20 protein-coding genes are annotated in these 18383 nt (G+C 63.5%); 8 read left to right on the forward strand and 12 right to left on the reverse strand.

Going from position 1 to position 18383, the window contains the following annotated elements; all coding sequences use genetic code 11:
* Positions 1 to 11: 11 nt before the first annotated feature.
* The 4 genes from AB1555_02785 to larC all read right to left on the reverse strand — a co-directional run bounded on the left by AB1555_02785 (position 12) and on the right by larC (position 3876).
* Positions 12 to 335 (reverse strand): hypothetical protein, encoded by a 324-nt coding sequence (locus tag AB1555_02785; GenBank protein MEW6245618.1) that lies wholly within the window; start codon positions 333 to 335, stop codon positions 12 to 14.
* 61 nt (positions 336 to 396) lie between these two features.
* Positions 397 to 1464 carry a 4-hydroxythreonine-4-phosphate dehydrogenase PdxA gene (gene pdxA, locus AB1555_02790; GenBank protein ID MEW6245619.1) on the reverse strand — a complete coding sequence of 356 codons (1068 nt, stop codon included), beginning with the start codon at positions 1462 to 1464 and terminating at the stop codon, positions 397 to 399.
* Between the two features lie 63 nt (positions 1465 to 1527).
* Entirely contained in the window at positions 1528 to 2532 is a 1005-nt protein-coding gene (locus AB1555_02795) for a sodium:calcium antiporter (protein MEW6245620.1), read from the reverse strand.
* 135 nt (positions 2533 to 2667) lie between these two features.
* Positions 2668 to 3876 (reverse strand): nickel pincer cofactor biosynthesis protein LarC, encoded by a 1209-nt coding sequence (gene larC / locus AB1555_02800; protein MEW6245621.1) that lies wholly within the window; start codon positions 3874 to 3876, stop codon positions 2668 to 2670.
* A gap of 572 nt (positions 3877 to 4448) precedes the next feature.
* On the opposite strand from larC, the gene AB1555_02805 reads away from it, so the two are divergent.
* On the forward strand, positions 4449 to 4994 hold the full coding sequence (locus AB1555_02805) for a hypothetical protein (protein ID MEW6245622.1): 546 nt from the start codon (positions 4449 to 4451) through the stop codon (positions 4992 to 4994).
* Positions 4995 to 5064: 70 nt separating this feature from the next.
* Here the strand turns inward: AB1555_02805 and larB are convergent, their stop codons facing one another.
* A complete protein-coding gene (gene larB, locus AB1555_02810; protein ID MEW6245623.1) occupies positions 5065 to 5844 on the reverse strand; it encodes a nickel pincer cofactor biosynthesis protein LarB in 780 nt (259 codons plus the stop codon).
* A gap of 148 nt (positions 5845 to 5992) precedes the next feature.
* Positions 5993 to 6991: an NAD(P)H-dependent glycerol-3-phosphate dehydrogenase gene (locus AB1555_02815; protein MEW6245624.1), complete on the reverse strand. Its 999-nt coding sequence runs from the start codon at positions 6989 to 6991 to the stop codon at positions 5993 to 5995.
* Between the two features lie 560 nt (positions 6992 to 7551).
* On the opposite strand from AB1555_02815, the gene AB1555_02820 reads away from it, so the two are divergent.
* Both AB1555_02820 and AB1555_02825 read left to right on the forward strand, forming a co-directional pair.
* Positions 7552 to 8250 carry an outer membrane beta-barrel protein gene (locus AB1555_02820; protein MEW6245625.1) on the forward strand — a complete coding sequence of 233 codons (699 nt, stop codon included), beginning with the start codon at positions 7552 to 7554 and terminating at the stop codon, positions 8248 to 8250.
* A gap of 118 nt (positions 8251 to 8368) precedes the next feature.
* Positions 8369 to 8734: a zinc ribbon domain-containing protein gene (locus AB1555_02825; GenBank protein MEW6245626.1), complete on the forward strand. Its 366-nt coding sequence runs from the start codon at positions 8369 to 8371 to the stop codon at positions 8732 to 8734.
* A gap of 82 nt (positions 8735 to 8816) precedes the next feature.
* Here the strand turns inward: AB1555_02825 and AB1555_02830 are convergent, their stop codons facing one another.
* The 3 genes from AB1555_02830 to AB1555_02840 all read right to left on the reverse strand — a co-directional run bounded on the left by AB1555_02830 (position 8817) and on the right by AB1555_02840 (position 12292).
* Entirely contained in the window at positions 8817 to 9617 is an 801-nt protein-coding gene (locus tag AB1555_02830) for an arginine deiminase-related protein (GenBank protein ID MEW6245627.1), read from the reverse strand.
* A 176-nt stretch (positions 9618 to 9793) separates the two neighbouring features.
* Positions 9794 to 11038: a TIGR00300 family protein gene (locus AB1555_02835; protein ID MEW6245628.1), complete on the reverse strand. Its 1245-nt coding sequence runs from the start codon at positions 11036 to 11038 to the stop codon at positions 9794 to 9796.
* 204 nt (positions 11039 to 11242) lie between these two features.
* Positions 11243 to 12292 (reverse strand): tRNA pseudouridine(13) synthase TruD, encoded by a 1050-nt coding sequence (locus AB1555_02840; protein MEW6245629.1) that lies wholly within the window; start codon positions 12290 to 12292, stop codon positions 11243 to 11245.
* A gap of 178 nt (positions 12293 to 12470) precedes the next feature.
* Between AB1555_02840 and AB1555_02845 the strand changes: the two genes are divergently transcribed.
* Both AB1555_02845 and AB1555_02850 read left to right on the forward strand, forming a co-directional pair.
* Positions 12471 to 13073, forward strand: a complete 603-nt coding sequence (locus AB1555_02845; protein MEW6245630.1) for a hypothetical protein — start codon at positions 12471 to 12473, stop codon at positions 13071 to 13073.
* Positions 13070 to 13927, forward strand: a complete 858-nt coding sequence (locus AB1555_02850) for a metallophosphoesterase (protein ID MEW6245631.1) — start codon at positions 13070 to 13072, stop codon at positions 13925 to 13927. Before AB1555_02845 ends, AB1555_02850 begins: the two co-directional genes overlap by 4 nt.
* Position 13928: 1 nt before the next feature.
* On the opposite strand, the gene AB1555_02855 is transcribed toward AB1555_02850, so the two are convergent.
* Positions 13929 to 14561 carry a HEAT repeat domain-containing protein gene (locus AB1555_02855; GenBank protein ID MEW6245632.1) on the reverse strand — a complete coding sequence of 211 codons (633 nt, stop codon included), beginning with the start codon at positions 14559 to 14561 and terminating at the stop codon, positions 13929 to 13931.
* A gap of 96 nt (positions 14562 to 14657) precedes the next feature.
* Between AB1555_02855 and AB1555_02860 the strand changes: the two genes are divergently transcribed.
* Genes AB1555_02860 through AB1555_02870 form a run of 3 tightly spaced genes read left to right on the forward strand, consistent with a single transcriptional unit; the run spans position 14658 to position 16526 of the window.
* Entirely contained in the window at positions 14658 to 15125 is a 468-nt protein-coding gene (locus tag AB1555_02860; protein MEW6245633.1) for a MarR family transcriptional regulator, read from the forward strand.
* 40 nt (positions 15126 to 15165) lie between these two features.
* Entirely contained in the window at positions 15166 to 15774 is a 609-nt protein-coding gene (locus tag AB1555_02865; protein ID MEW6245634.1) for a nitroreductase family protein, read from the forward strand.
* The gene (locus tag AB1555_02870; protein ID MEW6245635.1) at positions 15774 to 16526 is read left to right on the forward strand and encodes a ribonuclease Z; all 753 of its coding nucleotides are present in this window, start codon (positions 15774 to 15776) and stop codon (positions 16524 to 16526) included. The genes AB1555_02865 and AB1555_02870 overlap by 1 nt, the downstream gene beginning before the upstream one ends.
* Here AB1555_02870 and AB1555_02875 read toward each other — a convergent pair.
* Positions 16486 to 17379 (reverse strand): transglutaminase-like domain-containing protein, encoded by an 894-nt coding sequence (locus tag AB1555_02875; protein MEW6245636.1) that lies wholly within the window; start codon positions 17377 to 17379, stop codon positions 16486 to 16488. The genes AB1555_02870 and AB1555_02875 overlap by 41 nt on opposite strands.
* A gap of 154 nt (positions 17380 to 17533) precedes the next feature.
* Entirely contained in the window at positions 17534 to 18313 is a 780-nt protein-coding gene (locus tag AB1555_02880) for an ABC transporter permease (GenBank protein ID MEW6245637.1), read from the reverse strand.
* Positions 18314 to 18383: the final 70 nt, after the last annotated feature.

Consider the following 18383-nt stretch of genomic DNA (forward strand, 5'->3'; position numbering starts at 1 on the left):
GAACAAGACAATCATCCCGCGCCGGTCGGCGGCACCTTGCTCTTCACATCCTTGACGAGGGCCAGCAGGACATTCCGGTAGAACTCGATTTCATCGTTGAACTCTTCGAACAGATCATAGGTGAAGGACGGCCCCGGTTGCTTCCCGGCAAATTGCTGGGCTTCTTTCCGCCCGACATATTGCTCGATCAGCGGCACCGTCTTGGCTTTCCATTTCACAATGCGCTCCTTCCCTGCGACCGCGTTCAAGTCCTCCGCCGTCTGCTTCGAAATTCCTTCCAGTTCCTTGAGCTGCTGCTGAAGCATGGTCAGAGCTGCGTTGAGCTGATCGGTCATGTCTTCGCTCCTCTGTCTGTAGCGAATAGCTGGAAGCCAATAGCGAGCAGCTTTGTGCTGTTCACTCTCTGTGTGGCTTTTCTGCTGTTCGCTGCCTGCTATTCGCTGTTCGCTGAGATGCCAGCTTGGCAGCGAGCTTGACCGCTTCGAGCAGGCTCCCAGGGTCCGCGACCCCCTTCCCCGCAATGTCGTACGCTGTCCCGTGATCCACGGACGTGCGGATGATCGGGAGCCCTACCGTGACATTCACACATTTCCCGAACGCCACCAGCTTCAGCGGGATCAGCCCTTGATCGTGGTACATGGCCACAACGCCGTCATAGTCTCCGCGGACCGCCTTCCCGAACAACGTATCCGCCGGCAACGGATCGCTGGCCTGAATGCCGGCCTTCCGAGCCCGCCGCACCGCCGGTCCGATGCTGCGCACCTCTTCATCGCCGAACAAGCCGCTTTCGCCGGCATGGGGATTCAACGCCGCGACGCCGATCTTGGGCTTGCGGACGCCGAAATACTCCCGCAAGCCCTTGTCGGCGAGACGGATCGCCTTCTCGATGCGTGCCGGCGTGAGCGCGGCGGAGAGGTCGCGGACGGCCACATGCGTCGTGACGAACATGATCCTGAGCGGCCCGCCGACGATCATCATGCCCGCTTCCTGACTGCGGGTGAGATCGGCCAGCAGTTCGGTGTGTCCGGGATAATGGCAGCCGGCCAGGTTGATCGCCTCTTTATTGATCGGCGCCGTCACGATGCCGTCGATACACCCGACTTCGGCCAACGCGACCGCTTTCTTGATGAACGCCACGGCCGCGACGCCCGTCTCGACGCTCGCCTCGCCCATCCGGTATCGGCCGAGCGGTTTCTTCAACGGATCCGATACCGCGACCTGACCGGGACGACCGATCGGCTGCTCATGCCCTGCAACCGTGACCGTGTTCAACGGCAGCTTCAGCCACCGGATCGTCCGCGCCATGACGGGCAATGAACCGATCACGAGGGGCCTACACAGACGGTACAGTTCACGGCTGGCCAGCGCCTTCGCCACCACCTCCGGCCCGATCCCCGCCGGATCGCCCATGGTGATTCCCAGCAGCGGGCGCCTGTCCGCATCTCTTGCCCGACTCTTCCCCATTGCCTCTCGCCCCTCGCCTGCTGTCCACCACGCGTCACGCATCACGCTTCACGCATCACGCCGTCACGATCCGTACAGATACACCGTATATCCGATATACAGCAGCGCGCTGCCGCCTAACAACCAGGGCCGCCAATGGCCGCCCCACAGCAGTTGCCCCAAGCTGAGCCCGACCGCCGCCACCGCCAGCAACATGGTGATGAGCGCCGACGGCGCCAGCGCCCATTCCGTGCCGATCAGTCCGACCGACACCGGAAAGGTCCCTTGAAACACCATCGCCCCGGTAACGTTGCCGACGGCAAGCCGGTCTTTCTTCCGATACAGCCAGAGAAAACTATTGGACATCTCCGGCAGCTCGGTGGCCAGCGGCGCAATCAGCAGCGCCAACAGCAACGGCGAGACGCTCAATTCGGCGGCGATGGACTTAGCCGCGGTCACGAACAGGTGCGCGCCGATAACCAGCCCGGCAAGCCCCGCCAGTCCTTGCAGCGCAATCACGGTATACGCGGGCTTCGCGGCCTGTCTCGCAAAGAGCAACGGTTCGATATCGGCTCCCCCCTCGTCTTCCGCCGGAGCCGTAAACTTGATCTTCATATAATAGAGGTACATCCCCACCAACAGCAGCGCCGCCGCGTAATGCAGCGCCCGGGACGGCACGTAGGCGCAGACGACGGCCACCCCATAGCCGAGGAGGAAGAATTGGAGATCGACCCGCACCTCCCGATAATCCAGCTTGAAGGACGCCGTCCGCTTCCCGAGCCCGGCGTAGAGGAGCAGCAGGCCGGCCAGGATGGGCAGCACCAATGTGCTCAGCATGAACGGGGCGCCGAGGATCGCGCCGAGGCCGACTTCGGTCCGCTCCTGGCCGCTCCCGAAGAAGATGGCGATGATCGGGATCGACGTCTCGGGCAACGTGGTCCCGACGGCGGCGAAAATGCTCCCCACCGCGCCTTCCGAGACTTTCATGCGCTTACCGAGCCATTCGATCCCGTTGGTAAAGAGCGCGCAGCCGCCTAATGTGATGACGACCGAGAGCACGAACAGCGCGACATAGGCCAGAACGGTCAAGCAAGGCCTCGCAGCGAGACGAACGCGTCGTTCGTGAAGCGTGATGCGTGATGCGTTGGACCGAAGAGAAAACCCGTTTCGTCCTTCACTCCTTACCCCTTTACCCCTTCCCTCTGCCCTCTTGCCCCTTACCCCTCACCCTTTACCCCTTACTTTTCCTGTTACTTTCAGCTTCCGGTAGGCCTGCATCGCCTCGTCCAGCACCTCTCGCACCGGCCGGCCGGTTTGTTCGGCGATCCGCTTGCAGTCGAGATATTCCGGCGCCGCTTTCGTCTGGCCCGGTTCGATGTCCGCCACCTTGATTCTGACCTCTCCGCCCCGGGTGCGCACCGGAACGAACCGGCGCGCCAGCACCCTCCGCATGACTTCCTGGACGCGCACGCCGAGGGCCGAAGTCTCGCGGAAGATCACGCCGATCACCGATTCCGCTTTCTCGCGGGCTGTGACGACGCCGAGCACGATCCCCGGCCGCCCCCGCTTCATAATGACCGGCGTGAGCGTCACATCCAAGGCCCCGGCACCGAACAGGCGCTCGATGACCGCCTCATAGGCCTGGGGGTTCAGATCGTCGAGATTGGTCTCGACCTGCACGACCGAGTCGGTCAGGCCCGCGCTCGACTCCGACATGTCGCCGAGGAAGACGCGCAGGACGTTCGGCCACTCGCGTGGGTCGGCCGTGCCGGCGCCATATCCGATCGACGACGGACGCATGAGCGGCAGCGGACCATAGTCCTCAACCAGCGTACGCAGCAGCGCCATGCCGGTGGGCGTCGTCAACTCCTGCGGCGGCCCCGAGCTGTAGACCGGCACGCCGGCCGCCAGCGCCGCCACCGCCGGCCCCGGCACGGGCAATCGGCCGTGCGCGGTCTGGATCGTACCCGCGCCCAGGTTCACGGCCGAGGCGGTGACGCGCCTCACACCCAACAGATGGCACCCCAGGAGACTTCCCGCCACATCCACCAGTGAATCGATCACGCCCAGCTCGTGAAACTCGACGTCGGAGGGCTTGACGCGATGCGCGATCCCCTCGGCTTTCGCCAACCGATCGAACACCTCGCGGCTTCGTTCCTTGACGGATGGAGGCAGGGCGCTGGCCGACAGAATCCGCTGGATGCGCGAGAGTGACAGCGGGGAGCGGAACCCCCGGTGAATCACCACGTCCACCTTGGTGGCGTGGAGCCCTCCGCGCAAGACCCGCTTCGCCGCCAAGGTAAACCCGTCGACCCGCAGCGCCTTCAGACCTTTTTCAAGGTCCTTCACGGACAGACCGGCATCCACCAATGCGCCGAGGACCATGTCTCCGCTGATGCCGGAGAAACAATCGAAATACAGGTGACGTCCCACGTCCGCCTCACATCACCGCGTCCGCGCGACCCATCTTACCGAAGCGCTTTCCGCGCGGCAATGCGGAATCAATTGAAAGACAACGGCTCTAGCCCGCATTATTCATGAGCACTTCTGCTGCAATCGCCGATCCGCTGCTGGGCACCCATTGCTCCAAGATTGCAATGGGTCCCGGCCTGGCCGCGGCGTTGGGGCGGCCAGGCGGGCGGGCTCGCCGCTCAGTCCCTCCACGTACTGTTTCAAGTACGCGTCGGTCCTTCGCGGCTCCACGCGCCCGTCTCGCGACGCGGCTCAGCGATCTCGCGACGAACCGTCATGAATAATGCGGGCTGGGTGACAGGCAAGAGGCCATAGGTGAAACGATCCGAAACGATGAATCGAGAATTGCTCCGTCATTCGTCATTCCCAATTCCTAATTCATAATTCACAATTGCTCCGCCCTTGCCCCTCGCCCCTTGCCTCGTGCCCCGCGCCTTGGCCTCGTATGATTGACAGTCCCGCCCCGCTGTGTTATCCCCCTCTGCGTTTTGTCGTGTTCCAGGAGAACGCGCCCAATTCGGCGGCACGATTACATGGCTTCTTCCGTCTTTTGTCCGGTGTTCCGCCGAGCTTTCGGCCGCCTTCTCGTGGCCGTCCTGCTGGGATGCGCAGTGCTCGCCGGAGCCGATGAGGGCTCGGCCAAGAGCAAGCGCAAACCCGTCCCGCAGAAGGAACCGGATCTCAAAATCATCCACGTCGCCGTCGCTCCTGTGCCCTATTCCCCGGCCCATGGACCGCTGGCGTTTACGGTGACCGTCGATCTGCCGAAAGACCTCGACGGCGCGAACCTTCTGGAAGTGTCCTCCCTCGTCAGCTCTCCCTCCAAGACGTCTCTTCGATTTCTGTCCACCCGGCAACCCGTCGAGCCGCGACAAAACTCCGACAACCCGGATCAAAACGATCCGCCCCCGCGCATGTCCGTGACCTTGTCGTGGGATGGAACCGATCACAACAAGCAGGTCGTCTCGACCGGCTCTTATCACTACGAAATCCGCGCGAAGTTGCTGACGGTCGGAGAGAAAGGTCCTCGGACCTCCATGACGGCGTGGCCGAAACGGGGAACGGTGGAGGTGAAATGAATCTCAGCGTGGCATGCGGGACAAGCGGGACCGGCGAGACAAGCAGGAATCGGCAATTTTCTTCTCTTACCTATTCCCGCTTTTTCGCGCCTTTCTCGCCCGTTTCGCCCAATACGTTGATCCGATGCGCCAGACAGCCGGCGCCGAAGCCGTTGTCGATGTTCATCACGCCGACGCCGGCCGCGCAGCTATTGAGCATCGTGAGCAACGCGGCGACTCCGCCCAAACTCGCCCCATAGCCCCGGCTGGTGGGCACCGCAATGACCGGCCGATCCACGAGGCCGCCGACGACGCTCGGCAGCACCCCGTCCATTCCGGCCACTACGATGATCGCGCGAGCCCGCAGCAGCCGATCATGTCGGCCCAACACCCGGTGGATGCCGGCGACCCCGACGTCGTAGATCGTTTCGACGTAACTGCCCATCACCTCGGCCGTCACCTTCGCTTCTTCGGCCACCGGGATGTCGGCGGTCCCGGCCGTCATCACCAGCACATCGCCTTTAAGTGTGCGTGTCGAGTTCCGGATGGTCACCACCCGCGCCAGATCGTGATAGACCGCCCGACCATCCAGGCGTCGTAACGCCTGGGCCACGTCCGGCTCCACCCGGGTCGCCATGAACGGTCCGCCTTTTTTCAGCAGGCCTCGCGCGATCGCCACGACGTGGTCCTTGGTCTTCCCTTCACAAAAAATCACTTCGGGAAATCCTTGACGGATCGAGCGATGATGATCCACCGACGCGAAGCCGAGATCTTCAAACGGCAAGCTGCGAAGCCGTTCGATGGCCGCATCGACACCGGTCTTGCCTGCTCTGACCGCGCGGAGCAATCTTCTCAACGAATCGTGGTTCATACTCACAAAAAGGCGAGCGGCAAGGGGCGAGCGGCGAGCGGATGTGGGGAATAGTCTTCTTTCGACTTCTTGCCCATAGCCTCTCGCCCCGTGCCTCGCACCCAAATGAAGCACAGGCCAACCGAATCTACAGTCAATCGCCCGAATTTCATGAGCGGCTCTTTTCTTCTTTCGGGCCGCGCTCCATCAAATCTCCGACCGCCTGGCGGCAGGGCTTGCCCTCGAACAGCACGGCGTTGACTTCCCGCACGATCGGCATCTCGACCCCGTGCCGGTCAGCCAGGCCCAACGCCGCCCGCGCCGTGCGCACCCCTTCCGCCACCGCGTGCATGCCGCTCAGAATGCTCTCCAGTTTCTCCCCTTTCCCCAACCGCACGCCCACCGTATGGTTCCGGCTGAGAGGTCCCGTGCAGGTAAGCACCAGATCGCCGACTCCCGAGAGCCCGTAGAACGTGCGCGGGTCCGCTCCCATCGCCACGCCGAGTCGCACCATCTCCGCCAGCCCGCGAGTAATCAACGCCGCCCGCGCATTGTGGCCGAGCCCCAGGCCGTCGACCACTCCGGCTGCGAGCGCCATCACGTTCTTGAGCGCCCCGCCCAGTTGCACGCCGATCAGATCGTGGTCGGCATAGACCCGGAACGTCGGGGCCATCAGGAGCGATTGATAGGTCTTGACCGTCTCCACATTCCGGCCGGCCAGACAGACCGCCGTCGGCTGCCCGCGGCTGACCTCGGCGGCGAAGCTCGGCCCGGAGAGGACCATCAGCTCAGGGATCGGCGCCGGCAGAACGTCGGTCATGACGTCGGTCATCAATTTGAGCGTGTCTTCTTCGATGCCTTTCGTCGCGCTGATGATCCGCATCGAGCCGGACACGAGCGGCGCCAGGTGCCGCAACACCGAACGGGCCGCGTGGGAGGGCACCGCAAACACGATGCCCTCGACGCCACGAACGGCTTCCGCCAGCGAATTGGTGGCCATCACGTCCACGGGCAGCTTGACGCCCGGCAGGAAGATCGTGTTCTCGTGCTTCGTCCTGATCGCTTCGACCACTTCCGACTCGTACGCCCACAGCCGGACGGAGACGCCCTTCTGCGCCACGTGTCGTGCCAGCGCCGTCCCCCACGCACCGGCGCCGATGACGCCGATGGTGGGCGCGCGCTCTTTTGAGCCTGTTGTGGTTGTGACGGTCACGACTCTCTGTCAGAACGCGCTGACTGCTTTGAGAATAGCTGTCAGATCTCAGCCGTCAGCTCACAGCGAACAGCCAATAGCGAATAGCTCAGAGCTGTTAGCTGCTCGCTCCGGGCTACTCGCTATTTTGAAGACGCCGCGCGGATTATAGGAACGGGCTGCGAAGGCTGTCAACGAAAGAGACTTCGTTTGCCGGAACAGCTCAACGGAGAAAGGCAGGTGAATTTCTTAAGGAGCAAACCGGCGACGAAATGGAACGGCGACGGATCTGTGTTGTTCATTGATGTGCGCGCACCGGGAGGCAGGTCCCGGGTCGGCGCATGCCAAGAATGGGAAATGATTGGGAGGAGAGCGGATCTCCCTGTTATACGCTTGGATGGCATAGGGATTGCTCAACCGTATTCGGCTCCGGATTGATCGCTCCGGCCTCATCTTGTGGAGCAGACGGACGGGGAAACCGTCAAGGAAGGACGGATTCTCCCCCTAAATGACCCGAAAACGCGGGGATTCACACCATGGTCACTCACTGCGGCCGGCACGCCCGATGGATTCCAATCGGGCTGGTCATGCTTTTCGTATGCGCCATTCTTCCGTCGCTTGCGTATGGAGAATCCTACATCGCCGGCCAATTTGGGGTCACCTTTCCGCAGAGCTTGAGCGACGGCAAAATCACCACTCCTGGATTTGCGGTCCTATCGATCTCGGATCAGGCGTTGAAGAGTTCTCTCATGGGTGGAGTCAAGCTGGGGTTCTATCTCCCCCAAATCCGCTGGTTCGGATTCGAGACGGAAGTCTTTTATACGACCCCTCATATCAAGCAACAACCCATCACGTTCAAGGGACCGGGCGGAAGCGCCACCGCCGACTTTCAGGGTCTCTACAACCGAGTGATCACCTGGGCGCCCGTCAATTTGATGTTCCGATACCACAGGACCCGTCTCCAACCTTACGTTGGTATCGGTCCCGGCATTTTCTTCGCCCGCATCAAAGACCCATCCGTGACGTCGGGAGACAATACGCAATCGAGCAACTGGAGAATCGGCGTCAACGCACAGGCCGGTCTTCGGTACTACATCACGAGACACTGGACCATGTTCGGCGAATACAAATTTAACTATTCCCGCTTCGACTACAAGGACACGCCCAATCTGTTCGGCTTCAAGGCCGACTACACCGCCCACATCGTCGCCCTCGGCCTGAGCTACCATTTCTGACCCTCCCCTCACCTTGCCCCCTCCCCGCCGGGGGGAGGGAGCACAGGGGGTTCGGACTGGCGCTTCAAGACATCTTCCGTGTAGGCTGTGGGCCGGTCACTTCCGAGGCGGGGACTCGATGAAGACCTGCGGTTCCTGCGGTCACCAGCTTCCGGAGATCAGCCGATTCTGCACCCAGTGCGGCGCACCGCTCGACGGCTCACCCGCCGCGGGCACCTCCTCTTCGCCTGTATCCGTCAAAGAAGAGCTGAATATTCAGATCCTCTACGCAATGGTGGCGTTGCTGCTCCTCGCGCTCGTGTTTCCGCCGTGGGAAACTCCGCCGAGCCGGCCGCCCGAATTCCTGGGCTTCCACTTCCTTCTCTCCCCGCCCGAACCCGAAGCCGTCGTGAGCCGCCTGTTGATGACGATCGAACTCGTCACGATCGCGATCGCGGGGCTGTATTTTTCGTGGTTATTCAGGAAGCGAGCAAACGGCGAATAGCAAATAGCGGATAGCGAGAAACGCCGACTCATTCTACGCTTTTTCTTCCAGGAGCTCCTTGCTGCCGGCTACTCGCTATTCGCTAATCCAAGGCCAGCGTCAGACACTTCGCCGCCCCGCCGGATTTCATGAACTCGTCGAGGGGAACGGGATGAGGCTCGTAGCCGCGGTCGCGGAGGAGCGCCATCGTCTCCGGACAACCGGCCGGCAACACGACATGCTTGTCGACGCACACGGCGTTACAGGCGAATTTCAACGCTTCGCCTTCCGGCACGACGAGCCGGCGTTCCGGCGCGATCCGCTCGGCGATCGCCGCCCGCCCGTACCGGTCGAACGCCGGCGGGTAATAGAGCAGCTCGCCGCCGCTCAACGGACAGAAGCACGTGTCGAGGTGATAGAACCGGCTATCGACGAGCTCGACGGGAATAATCTCCCGCCCGAAGATCTCGCTCAAGCGGGAATAGCAGCGGATATCCGACCGCTGGCGGTAGCCGCCGAACCAGCCGTCCGGGAATCCCAGCAGATCGCCCCCGCCCTCGAAGTAGAGGCCCGGCTCCAGCGTGATGACCTCGTACCCGTGCTCGCGGAACCACGCTTCGAAATGGACTTCCTCCCGCTGTCGTTCGGGATGCCGGAATCGGCTCGGCACCGCCCGTTTGCCGACCACGACTCCCGCATTGGCGGTAAACACCAGGTCCGGCAGTCCGGGCACCGGCGTCATCCGCTCGAGGGTCGCACCGGCGTCTTTCTCCAACACCGCCATCAGCTCGTGCCATTGCCGGTAGGCCCGCTCGCCGTCCACTGTGTTCGTCCGGCGCATCCAGGGATTGATTTCGTACTCGATCCGGAAATAATCCGGAGGGCAGACCAACAGCCGGCTCATCGGTGATCACCCTACATCGTTAGTCTTTATCCCGCCGCCTCACGCCTAGCCCTGCTTGTGAAAACGCGGGTGGCGCTGACCTGGGAGCCCGGCCGCGCGCAGCGGGGTCCCTACACCGGGCGGGGTGCGAGCACGGACGGGCTGGTCGGCGACGGGACCCGCATTTTCACAACAGGCTACCCCTTCCATCCCAACTCCCGCGCCAGTTCGCGCAGGAACGACGCGGCGTCCATCACCAGCCCGACGGCCTGAAAACTGCCCCGATCGGCCAGCTTCGTCGGCACCGCCGGGTTCACATCCACGCAGACGGTCGGGACGGTGGCGGGAAGGAGATTCCCCGTCGCCACCGCGTGCAACGTGGACGCGACCAAGAGCGCCAGGCCGACGCCGGGAATGGCCGCCCGCATCGCGGCCTGGGCGGCGACCGAGTCCGTGATCACGTCGGGCAGCGGGCCGTCGTCTCGAATCGTGCCCGCCATGACCACCTGGACGCCCTGCTTGACGCAGGCCGCCATGATCCCGCCGGAGATCACGCCCGACTCGACCGCCGCTTTGATGCTCCCGATCGCGCGGATGCGATTGATGGTCCGCAAATGATGCTCGTGGCCGTGCGGCACCGCCCGGCCGGCCGACAACGCGTAGCCCAGGGTCGTGCCGAAGAGATGCGCTTCCATGTCGTGCGCGGCCAGCGCGTTGCCGCAAAAGAGCACGTGGATGAAGCCCGACTCGATCAGCCAGGTGAGGGCATCGCGGCCGCCCGCATGGATGATCGCCGGCCCTCCGGCGAGCAAGACCTTGCACCCGTCGCGGCCGCTCCTCATCTCCTCGCGCAACATCTCCATCCGCCGCGCCACGTCGCGGATGATATGGCCGTGCGGCCGCTCCGCCGAGACCTGCGCCTCCATGAACCCGAACACGTCGCGCTCTTTCGGCCTCGCGAGCGGGATGACCCGCACGCCCTCGCGTCCCGTGACGATGAGATCCCCCTTCTTCACGTCGGCCATCGGGACCGTGCGGGCCCGCGTCTTGGCGGCATCGACACGGATACCCAGATCCATTTCGATGGCCTCGACGTCGATCCACGCGCCGTGCAGTCGGACCTGCGTCGGCAGATGCGTCGTCGCGTAGAAGGTCTCGGGGAAGATCCCGTCGGCCGGAGCCGGCTCCAGCGTGCAGTCCGATTCCCGCTCGACCGCCGCGCCGTGCGGCTGGATCGCCTCGAGAATCTCGGTCAGCAACTTGGCGGACGGCGCCTTGACCAGAATCCTCGCGCGGGACGGCTCCTCGCGCGTCTTGCCGATCCGGACTTCTTCCAGATCGAAGGTTCCGCCCATCATCAGGATCGTGTCCAGCACCTTGGCCAGGATCAGCGAATCGATGATGTGGCCCTGTAAAACGACCGTCTCTTGAACCTGTGCCATAGAGAACTCCACGGCTAGGGGGTCAGGACTCAACGCAATCATAACATGCCTAGATCACCGCCGAATCTTCCTCTTCAACACGTCCGAATTCTTGCATCTCTCATCCTTCTACCCTCTCCGCGATCCGTACTCCGCAATCCATCCCCTCTCACCCCTCATGCCTCCCCCCTTACCCTTTACCCCTTACTCCTCACCCCCTTGCCTCTAGCCTGTCTTCATCAACTCTCTTAAGACATTCGTGGCATAGGCGCCGGGCGGCAGCGCGAAAGAGAGGGTGAGATCGCCGTCCGTCAGCGACCACTCCGGATCCATCAGCTTGACCCGTAGCGGCCGGCGCTCGCCGCGGAACCCGCAGGCTTTCGCCGCCTCGACGAGCGCTTCCGGCGTCGTCCCTTCCGCCTCGACCACGGCCCGTTCGATGACGCCCGGTTCACCCGACGCCCAGGGCGCACGCGACCCGAAGAGCGGCCCGGTCGGGCTGATCTCAAAGCGATCCGCTCGGGGCTGCTCCGCCGCGGCGTCTTCGACCGGAAAACAGGCGCCGTTGTCGAGCTTCATCGCCCAGTCGCCCGCCATGACGTGATCGAGCCGATCGAGACGGCGGGCCAGCACCCGGTTGAAGAGATGGGATTGATAGGCGTGCAGATACCACAGGCGCTTGGAGCGGCCCATCTTGGCCCGCCGCGCGACGTCAACCAACAGGGCGGCGCCCAGTTCGTGGTTGAGGCCGGCTTTGCCTTGTCGTTGCGGGCCGAAGTAATTCGGCACGCCGCGGCGCGACAGCTCTTCCAGCACCGACGGCACGGTCGTTTCGGCGTGAGGAAGGACGCCGCGGATGACGAGTCGAAAGCTGTTGCCCGCGTGATGTCCTGTCCGCAATCGATTCCGATGTCGGCCGAGCACCTCCACCGAGAGCACGTGTTCGTCCGGCTTGATTCGCGCAATCGACTCGGGCGTGACACCGTGGATCGAGACCATCTGGGTCGTGACGGCCCTGGCGTCTTTGAGCCCGGCCACGCCGATCGCCCGCGCTTTGACTCCGAGCACGGAAGAGAAACGCAGAACAAGCTCGGGGGTAGAGAGGCCGCGTTTGGTCACCCGGAGATAGAGGTGCTCGCCTTCGCCGCACGGGAGATACAGCGGCCGTTCGTCGACGCGAAAATCTTCCGGCGCCGTCCGAATTCTCCCGCCGATTCCGGGGTACGCACTCGTCAGATAGGGCGAATCGCTCTGACTCTTGATGGTGCTCGTCATCTCTTCTCAACCGCGTGGAACCGATCGCGCCGGGGCGTTCCAGAAATTCCCTGCGAACATCGAGCGGCCCGGTGGTATACTCTGGGCAAGCCGTTCCATCTTCACCTCGAACCGCCTGACCCCCATGTCCGGATCGCCGACGACCGCGCCCCGTTCAGCGTTCATCCTATCACTGGCGATGAGCCTCGGGATACTTTCTCTCGCCGCCCCTTCGGCCCGGGCTGAAGACGTGTTTGCCCTGTTCACCCAGCATATCCGGCGTCAGGTGACCATCGACAAGCAGGCCTTCGCCATCGCCAGCACCTGCACCCAGTGGTTCTACCGGCGCGAGCGGCAGAAACCGCCTCCCTCTCCGGTGCAAGGCGTGGCCTGGCGGCGTGGTCCGCGGCCCGAGGCGGCCCGGACCGCCCGCGTGTTCTCGCCGGCCGATTGCGAGAGCCGCTATCCCGGGGGATTGGGATCCGTGCGGGAAGACTTCAGCCGCACCCAATCGTCTCTGTCGCTGAGCCTCACATTCTACGAATTCGCCCTGGTGGGCGACCGGGACGATGACGGGCACTACAACGCGACCGAACTCCAGGACGTGCTGCAATCGCTCAAGCTCGCGTTCGATCCCTCGTCCACCGCGGCCGCGCACGCAGCGGCGCTCACGGCGATGTTCGATACGCTCCACAAGGCGGGCGGGATGGAAGGGCTCATGGCCGGCATGGGACTCCTCTATGAAAGCGGATATCGCCTCACCGCGTCCGATCAGGCCGCATTGAACCGGGTGATGGAATGACCTCGCGATTGATGCGCTGGCAAGAGCGGGCGCGGATGGTCATCGGGCATGTGGTCAGCCGCCCGTCCCACCATCTCTTTAACCTTGTTCCGCAGTGGGAAATCGGACTGGCCCAGGCGCAGGTCTCCCGGCTGCCTGTCCTCCATGGGCCTCTCGCCGGCCGGCGGGCCGTGCAGATCAGCGATCTTCACCTTGACCGCTATCGACCGCGTCACGACTCGATCGTCCGGACGATCGCCGGATTGCGTCCCGATTGGATCTTCATCACCGGCGATTTGCTGAATGTTCCGGACGGCCTTCCGCACCTCTTCCGCTTTCTGTGCCGACTCAGGGACCTGGCGCCCGTGTACATGACGCTGGGCAACCATGACCATTACAGCGGCGTCCCGGCCGACCGGTTCGCGGAACTCGCGGACCGGCACAAAATCTCGCTGCTGGTCAATCAGACCGCGTTTGTCGCCGCGGGGTCGGGGGAACTGGCCGTCGTCGGCGTGGACGACCCATCCTTGCACCGGGCCGACCTGCAGTGCCTTCCTCCTCCGGTCGAGGGCCGCTTCATTCTGTTGTTGGCGCACGCGCCCAATATTCTGGATCAGCTCCGGCCTCATCACCGGATCGACCTGGCGCTGTGCGGCCATAGCCACGGAGGACAGTGGCGGGTGCCGTTCGTGCCGCCGTTCTGGCTCCCACCGGGTTGCAACGGCCGCCTGCATGGCGTGTACGTGCGCAACGGCCATCGCCTCTACGTCAATCGCGGCCTCGGCTGGTCGGTCCTGCCGGCCCGATGGAACTGTCCGCCCGAAATCCTCCTGCTCGAATGGACCGACCGGGAAGCAGGTCGAGGTCAAGGTTGAGTCAGCCCAGCCGCTCCCAGGCCTCCCGGGCCCGGCTTCGCACCGTCTGATCCCAGTCTTCTTTCATCACCTCGGCCAACTTGTCTCTGGCCTCGACGGCGCGCAGCCGTCCCAATCCCAGCGCCGCACAGCTCCGCACGTACGCATGGTCGTCCTCCAGCGCTTTGAGGAGCAGCGGGACCACCGACTTGTCCTGCAGGACGCCGAGATGGCTGGCCGCCATCCCTCTGATCTTATGCTGCTTGTCGCCGAGCGCCTTCTGCAGGGTGGTGGCGAACACTTCCTTCAACGCCGGAGCCACGGGCTCCAACCCTTCCAGCCGATAGTCATTGACCTCGACCAGCGCAAAGGCCAAGTCGAGGCGTTTGTCCGGCGAGGTCTCGCGCTGGAAGGCCGCCATGAGGCGTTCCCGCTCGCGCCGCCGGCGGCGCCGCCTCCGGATCGGGCGAATCGTCGCCCACAGGGCCGCCGCGGCGGCCAGCCCCAGCAGCGTGATGGGAACGGCCTGTTCGACCAGGAAGTCCTGCGTTTCGGGAGAAAGCCGCTTCCAGATCCAGACGAGGGTGACGATCACTCCGACGACAATCAGGATCGCCGTCAGGTTCGCTTGGCCGGTTTGGCACCGCCGGATCATGACGCCGCATCATAGGAGGGCGCCTCGGATCGCGTCAACGCGCCGCGCCGGTCGCCCGTGCCGGTCAACTTGACAATCATACTAACTAGAACTATCATGCCGGTCAACATGGATCTTCCCGATCTCAAAGACGATCCCTATCTCAAAGTGGTGCGCCCGCTGGTCGAAGCCTATCTGGCGTTTTGGCGGGCCGACAACCGCCATATCCGCTCCCTGCGGCTGACGCCGTCCCAATTCGACGTGATCGCCACGCTCGGCGACACGGACGGCATGACCTGCTCGGAGCTCAGCGAGGCCACCTTGACCACCAAAGGCACGCTGACCGGCGTCCTCGACCGGCTGGCGGCGAAAGGGTTGATCAGAAGAGACGACGTCGCCGGCGATCGCCGCTGCATCAAGATTCGGTTGACCGACAAGGGCGATGCGCTGTTCCGGAAGACGTTCGCCGCCCATATCGCCTTTCTGCGCCCGTATTTCGAACGGGCCTTGACCCGCAAGGAAGCGGACCAATTGTGCACGCTGTTGTCGCGCATCAGAGACAGCTTTGAACAGGACCGGCGATGAGGCCCCGCCGGCCCATCGCCCTCTCGTCCGGGAGTCGATGATGGAAAAACCTGCCGACACCGCTCATCCGATCCACGACCTGCTGAAGCGCCGGTGGAGTCCGCGCGCGTTCTCCGACAAGCCGGTCGAACCGGAGACCTTGCGCAGTCTCTGGGAAGCCGCCCGTTGGGCGCCTTCCTGTTTCAATGAACAGCCCTGGTATTTCCTCGTCGCGACGAAGCAGGACCTGGCGGAATACGATCGGCTGCTGGCGTGTTTGAACGAGGGGAATGCCGCTTGGGCCGGGCGCGCGCCCGTGCTCATGGTGTCGGTCGCGCGGACGGCGTTTCAGGACGACGGCGAGCCGAACCGGCATGCGCTGCACGACGTCGGGCAGGCCGTCGCCAACCTGACCCTGCAGGCCACCGCGCTCGGCCTGTTCGTGCACCAGATGGCCGGTTTTTCTCCGGAGAAAGTCCGGCAGGCGTTCGCCGTGCCGGAGGGGTTCGAGCCCGTCGCCGCGATCGCGCTCGGCTATCCGGGCGATCCGACCGCGCTGCCCGAGAAGCTCCGGCAACGCGAACTGGCCCCGCGCAGCCGAAAGCCGCTGGCGGACTTTGTCTTTTCAGGGCGGTGGGGCCGCACGTCGCCGTTGGTATCGGGGTCCTGATGCGCCTGACGATTCTCGGCAGCGGCACGAACGTCCACCCCAAACGGGCCGCCGCCGGCTATCTCGTGCGGACCGACCACACGCTGCTCCTCGATTTCGGTCCCCGTACCCTGGCAAACCTGATGAAGACCGGAGTCGATCGTCATCGGATCACGCACGTGCTGTTTTCCCATTTCCACGCCGACCACTTCTCGGACTTCATCACCTTCTTCTTCGACGCCGTGATCCACTCCAAGCTCGTCGCCCGTCGTCCCGACCTCACCATCATCGGACCGCGCGGCACCGGCCGATTGTTCCGCACGATCTTCGCGACGTTCCCAAGTTTCGACCCTCCGGGCTTTCGCGTCCGTATCCAGGAAGTCGCCGACCGCAGTTTTCTGATAGGGGAGACCCGCATTACCCCGGGCACCGTGCTCCACGTCCCCCGGCTCCATTGCGTCGGCTACCGCATCGAACACGGAGGCAGAACCCTGGCCTATTCCGGCGACTCCCAGTATTGCGAGAGTCTCGTCCGCCTCTGCCGTAAAGCCGACGTGGCGGTGCTCGATTGCTCCTTTCCCGCGAACCGGCCGGGACCGGGCCATATGCACGCCGGCGACTGCGGCCGGGTCGCCAGAGACGCAGGCCTCGATAGGCTGATTCTGTCGCACTTCTACCCGATCGCCGAACGATTCAACGTCAAGCGTCAGGCGGCGCGTCACTTTCGGGGGCCTATCCGGATGGGGAGGGATCTCTTGTCGGTGACGGTGTGAAGGGAGGAGCCGGGTCGCACCCTATGATCTCCACGAAGCGGGACAGCCGGGCCTTCTTTACCGGGTCGTCGAGCTTGCTGTAGATCGCGAGCAGGTTTTTGAGCATCCGGATCAGCACGGCGCGCGGCTGACTCTTCTGCAGATACCGTTCGTCGAACCCGTATCCGGCTTCGGTGAGAAAGCGCGCGCAGTTCCGTTCCGTCAGCAGCGCGCCCCCGTTGAAACAGTCCACGAACACCTTGTATCGGTCCGACTCGTACTTGACGAGAAAGTGTCCCGGCATGCCGATGCCGTAAACCGGCAGTCCCAGGCGTTTGCCGATGAACAAATAGACGGCGGAGAGACTGATGGGGATGCCCGTCCGCCGATCCAGCACGCGGTTCAGATAACTGTTGTCGACCTCGTAGTAGTTCCTGGTGTTGCCCCGGAATCCCTGCTCCACGAACAAATAGCGGTTCAACGTCTTGACGGTCTCTTCGCCGGAGGCCCGAGGCCCGATGCGGTCGCGCACTTCCCCGGCCATCTCATCCAACTGGCGGGTATAGGTGCAGACATCCAGCGTCGGGTAGGCGTAACGCGCGATCAGGAACGCGCCGGCCTCCAGGTCGATCCGGTCCTCGGGCTGCGCGGTCCACTCCCGCAACTCGTCTTCCAGCCGCCGGCCCCGGATCTCTTCCAGAATCCGCGCGATCCGCTCAGCCATCTCCGGCTGTTCGATCTCGGCCTCCTGCAGCAGCGGCACGGCGGAGGGCCCGAGATCGATCAGCTTGCCGCTGATCGTCTTGACGATCCGTTCGTCCTCGTCGGACAGCAGCCGGATCAGCGCCCGAATCTGGCTTTCGCCTATCGCCATCGTGTGAGAGCGTATTTCGTATCTCGTAGATCGTATCTCGCCGGGGAACGGGGTAAGGGGTAAACGGGGTACTGTGATAAAACTCCTCCGGTCCTTCCAGTAGTACGTTACCCCGGTATCCCGTTACCGCACTTTTCCGCGCTTCACGTCCGAACTATCCCATCGCCTTCCGGAACGCGCGCGCGCCGCCGTACAAACACAGCGCGTCGAACACCGCCATGACGATAAGGACCATCGCGACCTTCGGCAGCGCCTCCGCCCAGCCGGACAGGATCAGGGGGCGCACCGCGTCGATGGCCCAGGTCATCGGATTGAACCGCGCCAGGAAGCCCATCCAGGCGGGCATGGCCGACAGAGGCACGAGGGCGGAGCTCAGAAAAATCATCGGCAGCGAGAGAAAACCCAGGACGGAGAAGAAGTCGCCGTGACTTTTCACCGAGAAGGCCATTCCCAGCGAGATGGCCGTCAGTCCGACCCCGAACAACATGCCGATCAGCAGAATGACCGCCACGCCGAGCAGACCGGTCGCCGGCCGGACCCCGAACAGATACGCGACGCCCAGGATCACGAGGACCTGCAGGGACGTGATCCCCATCACGAAGAGGAACCGGCTCAGGATCACGGAAGTCCGGTGGATGGGCGTGGACATGAGCCGTTCGAGGAACCCGTTCTCCTTGTCGAAGAGCAGATCGACGCCGCCGGCCAGTCCGTTGTTCAACACCGTCATCACCACCACGCCGGCGGCGAGGAAACTGATGTAGTTCGGCGCCTGCACCACCTGGGTGTCGGCCGCCCGCTGGAAGAGGTTGCCGAAGAAGATGAGCCAGAACAGCATGGGTTGGACGAGCGTGAACAACATGCTGAACTTCTCGCGGCTCAACCGCCGCACCCAGCGCATCGTCAGCGCACTGATTTCCTGCCAATAGGCTCGCATAGCTTCGCCAATGAGGAATGAGAAATTAGAAATGAGGAATGGTCACGAAAACGGTCCAATTCCATTGATT

The sequence above is a fragment of the Nitrospirota bacterium genome, assembly GCA_040755395.1.
GTDB lineage: Bacteria > Nitrospirota > Nitrospiria > Nitrospirales > Nitrospiraceae > DATLZU01.